Genomic DNA, 13,251 nt, shown 5'->3' on the forward strand with positions numbered 1-13,251 from the left:
CACTTTTCATATCTAAGCATTTCGGTGCTTAGACTAGGCAAGGAGAATCTAGTGTCTGTTTCAATTCAAGGTCAATTCCCAGGTCGCCGTATGCGCCGTATGCGTAAGCACGACTTTAGCCGTCGCCTAATGGCAGAAAATCAATTGTCTGTGGATGATCTAATCTACCCAATGTTTATTCTTATGGGTAAAGAGCGTCGTGAGCCTGTAGAGTCAATGCCAGGCGTTGAACGCCTGTCTATCGATCTTATGCTTGAGGAAGCGGATTACCTGTCAAAATTGGGTGTTCCTGCAATTGCTCTGTTTCCGGTAGTGAACCAAGATGCTAAAAGTTTATGCGCGGCTGAAGCTCATAACTCAGAAGGTTTGGTACAACGAGCAGTACGCTTACTCAAAGAGCACGTGCCAAATATGGGTGTGATTACTGACGTAGCACTGGATCCGTTCACTACACACGGCCAAGACGGCATCATCGATGAAGATGGTTACGTGATGAATGACGAGACGACCGAAGTCTTGATTAAGCAAGCACTATCACACGCTGAAGCGGGTGCTGATGTGGTTGCACCGTCGGATATGATGGATGGCCGTATTGGTAAAATCCGAGAAGCGTTAGAAGAAGCTGGCTACATTCATACCCAAATCATGGCGTACTCTGCAAAGTATGCATCGTGCTACTACGGCCCATTCCGTGATGCAGTTGGCAGTGCTTCGAACCTGAAAGGTGGTAACAAGAAGAACTACCAGATGGATCCAGCCAACAGCGATGAAGCGATTCATGAAGTCGCGATGGATCTTAATGAAGGTGCGGATATGGTGATGGTGAAACCAGGCATGCCTTACCTAGACATCGTGCGCCGTGTTAAGCATGAACTGCAAGCTCCAACGTTTGCTTACCAAGTATCTGGTGAGTATGCGATGCACAAAGCGGCGATTCAAAACGGCTGGCTGAAAGAGCGTGAAACCGTCATGGAATCACTGTTGTGCTTTAAGCGTGCTGGCGCTGATGGCGTCCTGACGTACTTCGCTAAAGATGTCGCAGAGTGGCTTGCTGAAGATAACGCACAAGCTGCTGAGCACCTGCAAGGCAAGTAAGTACGATCAAGCAAATCATATGATCACCAAAGGGTTGGCCGTTGTGCTAGCCCTTTTGTTTTATGAGGATGAAACAAGATGTCAATCATCGTACGTGAAGGTTCGTTAGAAGAGGTCGTCTCTGTTGTTGAACAGATCTCCGAGTTTGCTAAGAACGAAAGCGTTGCTTCTCTTGCAGAGCGATTAGCGGGTAAAACAAGCTTGATCCTCGTTGCTGAAGAGACGGGTGTGTTACTGGGTTTTAAGATCGGTTATGAATTGGATGAAAACACGTTTTACAGCTGGTTTGGGGGCGTGTTACCGATCGCAAGGAATAAAGGTGTTGCACAGGCGCAATTAGATACTCAAGAACAGTGGGTGAAGCAACAGGGCTACCAACAGCTAAAAGTGAAATCTCGTAACCAGTTTCCTGCGATGCTGCGTCTGTTATTGAGAAACGGTTACCTAATCGAAAAATTAGAAGAAAAAGAAGACATTAATGCCCATAGAATTCATTTTTTGAAGCAAATTTGAGCACTGTCGTTAACGGTTTATAAATTAAATGAGATTTATTATCATTTAAGTGTTGACTATTAAATGAGAATCATTATTATTAACTTTGTCTTAGGGAATGAGGAAATGTTCACAAGGATGTTAAGTACTCAAGTATCTACTTGGTTACCCAACAGAATTCTCGCGAACTTGTACTAAGTTCTTTTTGACACGACATTGCTCACATTGCTTCCAGTGTAATTTATAGCTTTTAGGTAAAGCTGTGGTATTCAATTTGAATGGCTTTACCGGTTTTTGCTAGGCGACATCTTCGGGTGTCGCTTTTTTTATACCTTCATTTCAACAAGATGCATATTTAGTGGCACATATTTTTATGAATAAAACGCCATCAGTATTCTTTTCCACAACGCAAGATCGTAAAAAGATCGTTGATCATATGTTCGATCTGTAATTTTATTCTTTACTTTCATGAGCTTATTGTTGTTTTGTTGCTTGTTGTGCTTAGTTTTCAACAAGGTGGATAAATAATATAAACAGAGTTATCCACAGAACGCTTGCGTCTAAGAACAAAAAATAACAACAAATCGATTATATCGAACACAGCCGAGTGAACGGATACAGATCGACAACGTGGAATCCAACCAACAGACGTGGCATTCTTAACAGATAATTTCTGTACTTACTGGATACACAAACATTATGGCTCGTATTCCTGATAATCCATTGATTCTGATCGATGGCTCTTCTTACCTATATCGCGCGTTCCATGCCTACCCTGGCACCATGAGCAATGGTGATATCCCTACCAACGCTGTTTACGGTGTGGTTAACATGTTACGCAGCATGATGCGTCAATTTGCTTCTGATCGTATTGCGGTTATTTTTGATGCGAAAGGAAAGACGTTCCGTGATGACATGTACCCAGAGTACAAAGCAAACCGACCACCTATGCCTGACGATCTTCGTTGTCAGATAGAGCCTCTGCACAATGTTATTCGTGCGATGGGTTTACCACTTATCTCTATTCCTGGCGTTGAAGCGGATGACGTAATTGGTACGCTGGCTTCTCAGGCTTCAGCTCTCGGTATGCCTGTGCTTATCAGTACTGGTGATAAAGATATGGCGCAATTGGTGGATGATAACGTTACTTTGATCAACACCATGACCAACGTAGTGATGGATCGTGAAGGTGTTATCGAGAAGTTTGGTATCCCGCCAGAGTTGATCATCGATTATCTTGCTCTGATGGGCGATAAAGTGGATAACATTCCGGGTGTCCCGGGTGTCGGCGATAAGACTGCAACCGCATTGCTGCAAGGCATCGGTAGTATCGAAAAGTTGTATCAAAATCTTGATGATATTGCGGCACTTGGTTTCCGTGGTTCGAAAACCATGGCTAAGAAGTTAGCTGATAATAAAGCTAATGCTGATATGTCCTATCAGCTCGCAACAATCAAACTGGATGTTGAGCTTGAAGAGACGCCTGAGTCATTAGTAAAAGCACAACCCAATATCGATGAGCTGATTAAGTTATACGGGCAACTGGTCTTCAAATCTTGGTTGAATGAGCTACTTGAAGGTGGCAGTGGTGTCGTTGAGGCGGCTGAAAAACCTGCCGCAGCGGGAGCTGGATCAGTACGTAGCAGCGCTTCTGCAACAACGTCTACTGTAGAGATGAATACATCTGCCGTGACGATTGATCGCAGCAACTACGAAACCATCCTCGATGAAGCGTCATTCAATGTTTGGCTAGAAAAACTGAAAGCGTCTGAAGTATTTGCTTTCGACACGGAAACAGACAGCTTAGATTACATGGTCGCGAACCTTGTTGGCTTGTCATTCGCAACCGAAGAAGGCGTTGCCGCTTACGTACCTGTTGCCCATGATTACTTAGATGCACCGCAGCAGCTGGATCGCGATTGGGTACTTGAACAGCTTAAGCCAATTCTCGAAGATGATTCACAAGCAAAGGTAGGACAAAACCTGAAGTACGATATGAGTGTGCTAGCGCGCTACGGTATCGATATGAAGGGGATTAAATTCGATACCATGTTGGCGTCATACGTTTTCAATAGCGTAGGTGGTAAGCATGATATGGACAGCTTGGCACTGCGTTTCCTACAGCACAGCTGCATCTCATTTGAGCAAATCGCAGGTAAGGGTAAGAAACAACTTACTTTTAATCAAATTGAACTGGGTGAAGCTTCTCCGTATGCCGCGGAAGATGCAGACGTGACACTACGTCTTCATAACCGCTTGATGGAAAACATCAATCAAGATGAAAAGCTTAAAACCATCTATGAAGAAATTGAAGTCCCGCTGATTCCTGTCATGTCTCGCATTGAGCGCACTGGCGTATTCATCGATGACATGTTGCTAGGCGCTCAATCGCAAGAGATTGCGGTTCGTCTGGACGAACTAGAGCAGAAAGCTTACGAGATTGCAGAGCAAGAGTTCAACATGAACTCGCCAAAACAGCTGCAAGCGATCCTGTTTGAGAAAATGGGTCTGCCTGTTATCAAGAAAACGCCATCAGGGGCACCTTCAACCAACGAAGAAGTGCTGCAAGAACTGGCGCTTGATTACCCGCTACCTAAGTTGATTATTGAGTATCGTGGCCTTGCGAAACTGAAGTCTACCTATACAGATAAATTGCCGAAGATGATCAACGCTGAAACAGGCCGTGTTCACACGTCTTACCACCAAGCGGTGACAGCAACGGGCCGTTTGTCTTCGACTGATCCAAACCTACAGAACATCCCAATTCGAAATGAAGAAGGTCGTCGTATTCGCCAAGCCTTCGTTGCACAACATGGTTGGAAGATCCTAGCGGTCGATTACTCTCAAATTGAATTGCGTATCATGGCGCACCTATCGGGTGATAAAGCGTTACTAGAAGCATTCCAACAAGGCAAAGATATCCACGCGGCAACGGCTGCTGAGATTATCGGTGTGGCCATTGATCAAGTTACCACTGAACAGCGTCGTCGTGCTAAAGCCGTTAACTTCGGTCTTATCTACGGCATGAGTGCTTTTGGTTTGGCTAAGCAACTGGGTATTCCTCGTGGGGAAGCACAGCACTACATGGACACTTACTTTGAACGTTACCCTGGCGTAATGCAGTACATGGAAGACACACGCAGCGCGGCTTCAGAGCAAGGCTTCGTTGAAACCATTTACGGCCGTCGTTTGCACCTTCCTGAAATTCAATCTCGTAATGGTATGCGTCGTAAAGCGGCTGAACGCGCAGCGATCAACGCGCCAATGCAAGGTACAGCGGCAGATATCATCAAGAAAGCGATGTTGTTAGTCGATGAGTGGATTCAAGCCGAAGGCGATGGTCGTGTGAAGTTATTGATGCAAGTACACGATGAATTGGTGTTTGAAGTGGAAGAGTCAGCTTTAGCCGAAATTGAAAGTAAAGTACAACAATTGATGGAATCCGCGGCAGAACTAGAAGTGCCGCTTGTGGCGGAAGCTGGCCACGGTGACAACTGGGATCAAGCCCACTAATCAGTTTTTGACCTTATTAAGCAAATTAGTATGAGCCAGTGCACAAACACTGGCTTTTTTTTGTCTCGAATAAAGATGAGCTGTGAAAAGAACTTAGATGTTTTAATAAAACATTCATGAAAAAAAACTACAAAAATTGTTTTCATTTCTGAGCAATTGTTGTACATTAAATCTTGTAGGGTACAGAGGTAAGATGTTCTATCTTTCAGACCTTTTGTTTCACGTTATTGGATTAGGCTGATTCAGCCGCCCCAGTCAGTATTTGACTGGGGCGTTTTTTCTTGTGCGAAAGAAAAATTTTTCCAACCTACGATTACTCCCGTAAACCCGCCCTTTTTAGTGTCTTTTCTTACGCTTTCTCAAGCACAGTGATAAACACCTGATTTGCCTTAGATCTGGAACTCGATCAGCATTTGGTAATTTAAATCCATCTCTAATTTGATTGTTTTATCATTTGAAATAACTTTTATTTTACAAATGGTCGGTAAAAGATAGGTAAGTCACGCCTTATTTATCAGTGTATTGAGCGGGTGAATGCTCAATGTACTCCATAATTTCTTGTTGTTTCTCAGTACTGTATTTTAGCGCTTCGGCGGTGATCTGGATGGATTGCGCCATAGAAGAGATATTGTGGGTCGCTTTTACCAAGGTTTGCTGCATGGGTTTTAGGATAAGTAGGTAGATAGCAGTCAACGCGATGACAATGACAGCGACCACAGCCACTAACGCAATGATGATCTTGGTCTGAATATCATCCAACAGCATTTGACTGGTATTTTTAAAGGCGAGTCGAGATTGGTTTAAGGCTTGTGGGAGTTGATTGAGTGATGTCTTGGTAGAGCTCGCAAGCTTATTAATGCTTTCGACGGTCTGATTCAATGCTTGCTGCTGATCTTCACTGAGGTTGGGGTTGTTGACGATCGCCTGCAAAGATTGCGATATCACCTCAAGAGATTCACTTGCCTCCTGAGCATACTTCTCCATGCCATCGAGATCTAAGGTCATATCAACATTGACCAGAGCGGTCTCGGTCTTGGTCTGTTCTGCTTCAGAGGCGAGCCCTGTTAATGAGACCAGCATAAGTGCAATGATGGCCAATGGTGTTTTCCACATGAGTACTCCTTTCTCATTGTTCTGTTTATTTCGGTGTGTCTTTTAGTATGGTTCACTTCTATTGGTTTAAGCGGATAAATGCGGTCTCTATCGCTAATAATTCAGGCCTAACTCACTAATTTTCTGGCAAAAAAATACCCCGCTTTTATAGTGCGAGGTATTGATAAGGCTAAATCACTGGTTGTCAGTGCTTTAATCCCTAACTATAGATAAATCTATAGTTAGGAGAACTACTCTGAATCGTTGTGCTCTTCGTCCGCTAGCTCATCAATGAGTTGGTCAGCGAAAGCTGGGGCAAACCACTCATCCATCTTGGCACGCAGTTGGTCAACGCCGATGCCTTTCATTGAAGAGAAAACATCAACCGCAACATCACCACCGAAAGATTTCGCATCGTTACGGATTTTTAGTAGCTGAGCTTTACGCGCACCACTTTTCAGTTTGTCTGCTTTTGTTAACAAAACCTGTACTGGGATGCGGCTATCGATAGCCCAGTAGATCATTTGTTGGTCAAGGTCTTTCATTGGGTGACGGATGTCCATCAATACCACTAAACCTTTCAGGCTTTCGCGACGTTGTAGGTATTCACCTAGCGACTTCTGCCACTTTTTCTTTAGTTCAAGCGGTACTTGAGCAAAGCCATATCCAGGTAAATCGACGATATGACAACCATCCGTTACCTTAAATAGGTTGATTAGCTGAGTTCGACCGGGTGTTTTACTGGTTTTCGCCAAGCTTTTTTGGTTTGTAACGCGATTTAGCGCGCTAGATTTACCAGCATTGGAGCGTCCTGCAAACGCAATTTCGATCCCTTCGTCTTCTGGTAAATGACGAATATCAGGTGCACTGGTAATGAAATGCGTGTTTTGATAATGAATTTTTACGCTCACTGTTAACTCCATCTCGACTTTGTGTAGTCGATTGATTACTTTTTTGTGAATTTGTGTAAAATAACCGTGCTCGGCATAAGGTCGCCTATTGTACCATGAGTGGCAACATAGAGTGGTACTGGAAGCTTGATAATTATAATGGAATGTCATGAAGAAATTAGCGCTAATTTTGAGTCTTTTAGCCAGCTGCTCAGTATGGGCTCAAGGTAGTATTGAAGCTGGTAAAGCCAAATCACAAACATGTGTTGCCTGCCACGGTGCTGACGGCAACAGTCTGATCACTCAGTACCCTAAACTGGCTGGTCAACATGAGAAGTACCTAGAGAAGCAGTTAAAAGAGCTTAAACTCGGTATGACGAGTGGTGGTAAACAAGGTCGTAATGAACCTGTAATGGGTGCGATGGCGATGTCTTTATCTGAAGAAGATATGGCTGACCTAGCGGCATACTACGCCTCTCTACCTATTTCTAGTAACTCAACTCCTGAAAATGTTGTGGATGAAGGTAAAGTTCTTTACACCGCTGGTAACGCAGAACGTGGCGTAACGGCGTGTATTGCTTGTCACGGTCCTCGTGGTAACGGTACTGAACTTTCTGGTTTCCCTAAAATTTCTGGCCAGCACGCAGATTACATCAAGGCTCAACTTGAGAAATTCCGCGATGGTAGCCGTAATAACGACATGAATGCGATGATGCGTGATGTAGCTAAAAAGTTAACAGACGCAGATATTGATACCTTATCGAAGTACGTTGGTGGTTTACACTAATATGTCGGTTTCTTGCTCTTAGCCAGAGTAAAGAAATGTACGTTCGAGCGAGATTCAAGATACGCCCCGATCAGAAATGGTTGGGGCGTTTTCTTTTGTATTACTATTGTCTATGAGTGCCGTGTTCATATCTTATTTATCAATACGAGCTCAATTTGTGTACAAAAGTGTGAAGTCGCACTCTTGTAGTCTTTTTGTAACAAGGTAAAGTACCCGTCATCAGCTAGGAGCTGACTTAGATACGGATGGTCATCTAGTCTAACGGTATAGACAGAAACGGATCAGGCTAGGACAGCCCAGTAACAAGGTGTTAGAAAAGGATAGCCAAAACTCATCAGGACGATGAACAAAAAACAAATTTGGCATGGAAAGCACCAATAACAAATGGAGATTTGTGTACCAAGTTGAGTATGCAAATTTTGGCCGATATAGGCAGATTTAGAGAGCGATAGGTTTTCCTATCGCTTTTTTTATTGATTTGATGAAAAAACACCCAATACCTCTCCACTATAAACTCAGTTTCTGGTATGTTTCGCATCCCTGTTTAAGGATGTGCTATGTATACTTGTCCCTTATGCCATCACCAAGGCGTGAATCACTATTTTGAAGACAAACGCAGAGCTTATCTGCAGTGTCAGCAATGTGAACTGGTATTTGTTAAACCTGAACAAAGGTTAGAAGCAAAAGAAGAAAAAGCACACTATGATCTCCATGAGAACGATCCTAGTGATGCAGGCTATCGCCGTTTTTTATCTCGCATCGCAGATCCTCTAACAGACAAAATTTCATCTAACTCACACGGGTTGGATTTTGGTTGTGGCCCAGGCCCTACGCTATCTATTATGTTAGAAGAAGCCGGACACACCATGGAGTTGTACGATATCTATTACCACCCAGAACCCTCTGTGTTGGAAAAAACGTATGACTTTATGACTGCCACGGAGGTGATAGAGCATCTTTACCACCCAGACAAAGTGTGGCAGCAATGGTTGAATTTAGTTAAACCCAAGGGCTGGATTGGTCTTATGACTAAACTAGTAATAGACGTAGACGCGTTTGCTGGTTGGCACTACAAGAATGACCCGACACATGTCGTCTTCTTTAGTCGTCAAACATTCCAGTTTTTGGCAGAGCGGGATAAGCTCGAACTAGAATTTTTTGGAAATGATGTAATTTTACTGAGGAAAGTGCAGTAATGGGTCGTAGTAAGAAATCAAGAAAACCAGGAGCACTTGGCGCTCCGGAACCTATGGTTACTCGTAACCGTAGTGAATCTGATGTTGAAGGTCGTGAACGTAAGCGTGTTAAAAAGCGTAAAGGCCTTAAGTCTGGTAGCCGTCACTCAGATGGTAGCGAAGCAAAACAGCGCAAAGCTGCACTAGCTCGCGACCCTCGTTTAGGCAGCAAGAAAAAAATTCCGCTGATCGTTGAACCAGCGAAGAAGCCGACGAAACAAGAGCGCAAGCTATCTAACGAACAAGAGTTAGAGATGCTTGAGAATGATGCTCAACTGAATACACTATTAGATCGTATCGAAAATGGTGAAAACCTAGGTGCAGGTCTACAGAAGTTCGTTGATGAGAAACTTGATCGTATCGAACACCTAATGGGCCGCTTGGGTCTGCTAGAGCCAGAAGACGATGAAGAAGAGATTTTCGAAGAAGCACCTGTTGTTTCTAAGAAGAAAGCAAGCTCTGACGAAGACTTGTTATCTCAATTCGAAGACTTCGATTTAGACAGCTTTAAAGGTTAAGAGCCAATGAATGTAACCTTATTAGCAATTGCTGGCGGAATAATCATTCTCGGCTTGGGCTCTTATGCAGGTTACCTTCTACTTCAAGTGAAGAAGCAGACGGAGTTGCAAAAGCAGCATCAAGCACTTGCCATTGAAAAACGTAACGCAAAGATTTACGAGAACGTGAATACTTTGTGTCTAGCGGGTATTCAAGGGCAGTGTGATTTACCTGAGATCAGTATCCGAGTGTGTATCATTATGGATAATGTTCAGGGTGATGAGCGTGTCGATTTTGATTCTGAATATCCTGCTCTTTCTGAGCTGTACCATATCGTAAAAGACATGGCTCGCGGAGATGAAAGACAGGCACTGACCAAGAAAGAGCGCATGCAGCAGAATCTCACACGCCACAAGGCAGAGACTCGCTTGAATGATGCCGTCATCGAAGATTTGAAACGGTTGCAGGAGAAAATTAAACCTCTTAACAACCAAATCAATATTCAGATGATTTAGTCGCTAAGACTTTTAAAATTGAGGCTTGTTTAACATTTAGTTTTCAAAACGTGCTGTTTCAAGACGCGCTGTTTTTGAGATATACAGCTTTAAGACTCACGTCTTTAATACGCTTTGTCTTTAACAGATAATGTTAAATAAGCCTTCTTACCTTTTGCGTCTCGTTAATCCCGACGCTTTGTTAGTGATCAAGCTAGCAGTTCTGAGTTTTTGTCTAAAAAATTGATTTTGTCTTGAAACGACCTTACTGGTCGTGTGGCAAAATAACCCGTCTATATTTTAATGTATGTAAAATGATTTGAGAGACCTTAGGTTCTCGCGGATCTAAATTGGAATTACCGCTATGTCGAGCAAGCCAGTAACAACGAATCAGCAAATCGTTTGGGATCAAGAAATCTTAAACAAGTACAACTATTCGGGACCTCGTTACACTTCATACCCAACTGCGTTGGAGTTTCATGAAGCGTTTACCGTCGCTGATTACGACATGGCGTGTACGCAATACCCTGAGCGTCCACTCTCTCTTTACGTGCATATTCCGTTCTGTCACAAGCTTTGTTACTACTGCGGCTGTAACAAGGTCATTACCCGTCATTCGCACAAAGCGGATGAGTACCTAGATGTGATTGAACACGAAATTCGTCAACGCGCTTCTTTGCTGAATGGTCGCGAGGTGACTCAACTGCACTTCGGTGGCGGTACCCCGACATTCCTAACAAAAGTACAAATCACTCGTTTGATGATGATTCTGCGTGATGAGTTTAACTTCACGGCTGATGCTGAGATTAGTATCGAGGTTGACCCACGTGAGATTGAACTTGATGTACTCGACCACCTACGCCGCGAAGGTTTTAACCGCTTGAGTATTGGTGTTCAAGACTTCAATAAAGAAGTGCAAAAGCTGGTTAACCGTGAACAAGATGAAGAGTTCATTATTGCAATGGTTCAGCGTGCTAAAGAGCTAGGCTTCCGCTCTACTAATCTTGATTTGATCTACGGCCTGCCAAAGCAGACTCAAGCTTTGTTCGCGGAAACACTGAAGCAAGTGTTAGAAATGAAACCGGGTCGTTTATCGGTATTTAACTACGCACACATGCCGCAATTGTTTGCTGCGCAGCGTAAGATTAAAGACGAAGACCTACCAGAAGCTAAAGAGAAAATGGCTATCTTACAAGATACCATCGAAACGCTAACGGGCGCTGGTTACCAGTTCATCGGAATGGATCACTTTGCACTACCTGAAGACGAGCTAGCAGTAGCACAACGCGAAGGTATCTTGCATCGTAACTTCCAAGGCTACACGACCCAAGGTGAAGCTGACTTAATTGGTTTCGGTGTCTCTGCTATCTCTATGGTCGGTGATGCTTACGCTCAAAACCAAAAAGAGCTGAAGAAGTATTACGCTCAGGTGAATGACCTGCGTCATGCACTTTGGAAAGGTGTGGTATTAGACAGTGATGACCTAGTGCGTCGTGAGGTCATTAAACAGCTTATCTGTAACTTTAAGCTTGATAAAACCATGATCGAGTCTGAGTTTTCTGTAGACTTTAATGGTTACTTCAAAGAAGACTTAGGGCTACTGCAAACCTTCATCAATGATGAGTTGGTTGAAGTGGATGACAAAGAAATCCGCGTGACTTTGCGTGGCCGTTTGCTGATCCGTAACATCTGCATGTGTTTTGATAAATACCTACGTGCAAAGGCTCGCCAGCAGCAATTCTCTCGTGTGATTTAATTACACGTTCGAGAAACAAACATAAAAAATGCCAGCATCATGCTGGCATTTTTTTGTCTGTCTGTAAGTCAATTCTCTATCTACTTTACATCATGCTTTCTTTACTGCTTTGTCTTACGTTGCAGAGGTCGGTTGGCCATTGCTCAAAAGGAACCGGGCGACTGTATAAGAACCCCTGCGCCTGCGGGCATTTCAGCTGTTTGAGTAGATCCGCTTGTTGCTGAGTTTCTACACCTTCTGCGACTATGCTTACCTTGAAGCCCTTGGTGATATTAACGATTGCTGCAACGATAGAGCTGTCTAGGTTCTCCTTATCCAACTTGCTAACAAAGCTGCGATCGATTTTAAGGCAGTCAAATGGCAGCTTATGTAAGTACGCTAACGATGAATATCCTGTGCCAAAATCATCAATCGCAATGGAAACACCCAGTGCTTTTAAAGTCAGCATGTTGTCGATGATCATGGGGTCATTATCTACGATGCGCGATTCGGTGATCTCTAACGTAAGATTGTTAGCCGATAGCTTTGTCTCACTCAGTATGGATTGGACTCGATCAACAAAGCTACTTTCACTCAACTGGTCGACGGAGAGGTTAACGTGAATTGTGAAGTCTTTACCCCATTTTCCTGACGCGATCGCGATGGCGGTATCCCGACAAGATTTGTGCAGGATTTGCTGGCCGATGTCGTAAATAAGCCCAGTCTCTTCTGCAAGTGGGATGAAATCTAATGGTGAGGCGACGATACCATCGTCTGTTATCCAGCGTGCTAAGGCCTCCGCACCAATTGTTGAGCCAGATTCAAGGTCAATAATTGGCTGATAAAAAGGCTCGAACTGTTGCAGTTCGATGGCTTTGTTCATACGAGCGAGCATTTTAGTTCGGTGCCTAGAAGCTTTGCCCATCTCGGGGCTGTATACGCTGACACGAGTCTTATCTTGCTTTGCGTTGCTGAGTGCAATGCTGCTATTGCGTAGCCACAGCGTAATATCTTGCTCGTTAGAGACTCCTACGACTCCAATTGAAACATTAATGACAACATTTTCTGACTCCATAGCAAATGGAGACGCAAAGGTTTGAAGTAAGCGGTTGGTCAGTAATTGAATATCGTCATCTTGGGTGACATTAGGGGCATAGATTGCAAATTCGTCGCCACCAGTGCGGGCTAATAGGTATTCACTAGGCAGTGTGCCTCTTAGGCGTGCTGCCGCGATGATAAGCAGTTGGTCACCATTGTAATGACCTAAGCTGTCATTAATGTCGCGAAAGCGATCAATACCCACTAAATACAGAGTGCCTTTTTCGATATCGCCATTTGTCTTAGCGGCCTCAATAAAGCCTTCACGGCTGTATAGCTTGGTTAGCGAGTCATAGGTAAGCTGAGCTTGTAATTGCTGGAA

General features: G+C 43.8%; 12 protein-coding genes. 9 read left to right on the forward strand and 3 right to left on the reverse strand.

Annotated elements, in window-relative coordinates; all coding sequences use genetic code 11:
* Positions 1 to 51 precede the first annotated feature (51 nt).
* The 4 genes from hemB (at position 52) to spfP (ending at position 5,341) form a co-directional block, all read left to right on the forward strand.
* Positions 52 to 1,095: a porphobilinogen synthase gene (gene hemB, locus ACFI6G_RS21215; RefSeq protein WP_010433487.1), complete on the forward strand. Its 1,044-nt coding sequence runs from the start codon at positions 52 to 54 to the stop codon at positions 1,093 to 1,095.
* A 78-nt stretch (positions 1,096 to 1,173) separates the two neighbouring features.
* On the forward strand, positions 1,174 to 1,608 hold the full coding sequence (locus tag ACFI6G_RS21220; RefSeq protein WP_016799558.1) for a GNAT family N-acetyltransferase: 435 nt from the start codon (positions 1,174 to 1,176) through the stop codon (positions 1,606 to 1,608).
* Positions 1,609 to 2,286: 678 nt separating this feature from the next.
* Positions 2,287 to 5,100 carry a DNA polymerase I gene (gene polA / locus ACFI6G_RS21225; protein ID WP_016793876.1) on the forward strand — a complete coding sequence of 938 codons (2,814 nt, stop codon included), beginning with the start codon at positions 2,287 to 2,289 and terminating at the stop codon, positions 5,098 to 5,100.
* 193 nt (positions 5,101 to 5,293) lie between these two features.
* Positions 5,294 to 5,341, forward strand: coding sequence for a small protein SpfP (spfP, locus tag ACFI6G_RS21230; protein WP_438356636.1), 48 nt, complete (start codon positions 5,294 to 5,296; stop codon positions 5,339 to 5,341).
* Between the two features lie 266 nt (positions 5,342 to 5,607).
* Here spfP and ACFI6G_RS21235 read toward each other — a convergent pair whose 3' ends face one another.
* Positions 5,608 to 6,213, reverse strand: coding sequence for a hypothetical protein (locus tag ACFI6G_RS21235; RefSeq protein WP_016768256.1), 606 nt, complete (start codon positions 6,211 to 6,213; stop codon positions 5,608 to 5,610).
* Positions 6,214 to 6,443: 230 nt separating this feature from the next.
* Positions 6,444 to 7,103, reverse strand: a complete 660-nt coding sequence (yihA, locus tag ACFI6G_RS21240; RefSeq protein WP_010433499.1) for a ribosome biogenesis GTP-binding protein YihA/YsxC — start codon at positions 7,101 to 7,103, stop codon at positions 6,444 to 6,446.
* Positions 7,104 to 7,251: 148 nt separating this feature from the next.
* Here yihA and ACFI6G_RS21245 point away from each other — a divergent pair, with 148 nt between their 5' ends.
* From ACFI6G_RS21245 to hemN, 5 genes are all read left to right on the forward strand, one after another.
* Positions 7,252 to 7,869, forward strand: coding sequence for a c-type cytochrome (locus ACFI6G_RS21245; protein WP_004735574.1), 618 nt, complete (start codon positions 7,252 to 7,254; stop codon positions 7,867 to 7,869).
* 557 nt (positions 7,870 to 8,426) lie between these two features.
* Positions 8,427 to 9,065: a class I SAM-dependent methyltransferase gene (locus tag ACFI6G_RS21250; protein WP_010433503.1), complete on the forward strand. Its 639-nt coding sequence runs from the start codon at positions 8,427 to 8,429 to the stop codon at positions 9,063 to 9,065.
* Positions 9,065 to 9,622, forward strand: a complete 558-nt coding sequence (gene yihI / locus ACFI6G_RS21255) for a Der GTPase-activating protein YihI (protein WP_010433507.1) — start codon at positions 9,065 to 9,067, stop codon at positions 9,620 to 9,622. The genes ACFI6G_RS21250 and yihI overlap by 1 nt, the downstream gene beginning before the upstream one ends.
* A 6-nt stretch (positions 9,623 to 9,628) precedes the next feature.
* A complete protein-coding gene (locus ACFI6G_RS21260) occupies positions 9,629 to 10,117 on the forward strand; it encodes a DUF2489 domain-containing protein (protein WP_010433509.1) in 489 nt (162 codons plus the stop codon).
* Between the two features lie 343 nt (positions 10,118 to 10,460).
* Positions 10,461 to 11,852 (forward strand): oxygen-independent coproporphyrinogen III oxidase, encoded by a 1,392-nt coding sequence (gene hemN / locus ACFI6G_RS21265; RefSeq protein WP_010433511.1) that lies wholly within the window; start codon positions 10,461 to 10,463, stop codon positions 11,850 to 11,852.
* A gap of 85 nt (positions 11,853 to 11,937) precedes the next feature.
* Here hemN and ACFI6G_RS21270 read toward each other — a convergent pair.
* Positions 11,938 to 13,251: putative bifunctional diguanylate cyclase/phosphodiesterase (locus tag ACFI6G_RS21270; protein ID WP_462710462.1), on the reverse strand; the 1,314-nt coding region annotated here is incomplete at its 5' end.

This window comes from Vibrio sp. PSi01, assembly GCF_054960695.1.

Bases quoted from the DNA above. Each gene is read 5' to 3' on its own strand.
- ACFI6G_RS21235 (WP_016768256.1), bottom strand. From the start codon at position 6,213: ATGTGGAAAACACCATTGGCCATCATTGCACTTATGCTGGTCTCATTA.
- ACFI6G_RS21250 (WP_010433503.1), top strand. From the start codon at position 8,427: ATGTATACTTGTCCCTTATGCCATCACCAAGGCGTGAATCACTATTTT.
- ACFI6G_RS21260 (WP_010433509.1), top strand. From the start codon at position 9,629: ATGAATGTAACCTTATTAGCAATTGCTGGCGGAATAATCATTCTCGGC.
- yihI (WP_010433507.1), top strand. From the start codon at position 9,065: ATGGGTCGTAGTAAGAAATCAAGAAAACCAGGAGCACTTGGCGCTCCG.
- ACFI6G_RS21245 (WP_004735574.1), top strand. From the start codon at position 7,252: ATGAAGAAATTAGCGCTAATTTTGAGTCTTTTAGCCAGCTGCTCAGTA.
- polA (WP_016793876.1), top strand. From the start codon at position 2,287: ATGGCTCGTATTCCTGATAATCCATTGATTCTGATCGATGGCTCTTCT.
- ACFI6G_RS21220 (WP_016799558.1), top strand. From the start codon at position 1,174: ATGTCAATCATCGTACGTGAAGGTTCGTTAGAAGAGGTCGTCTCTGTT.
- hemN (WP_010433511.1), top strand. From the start codon at position 10,461: ATGTCGAGCAAGCCAGTAACAACGAATCAGCAAATCGTTTGGGATCAA.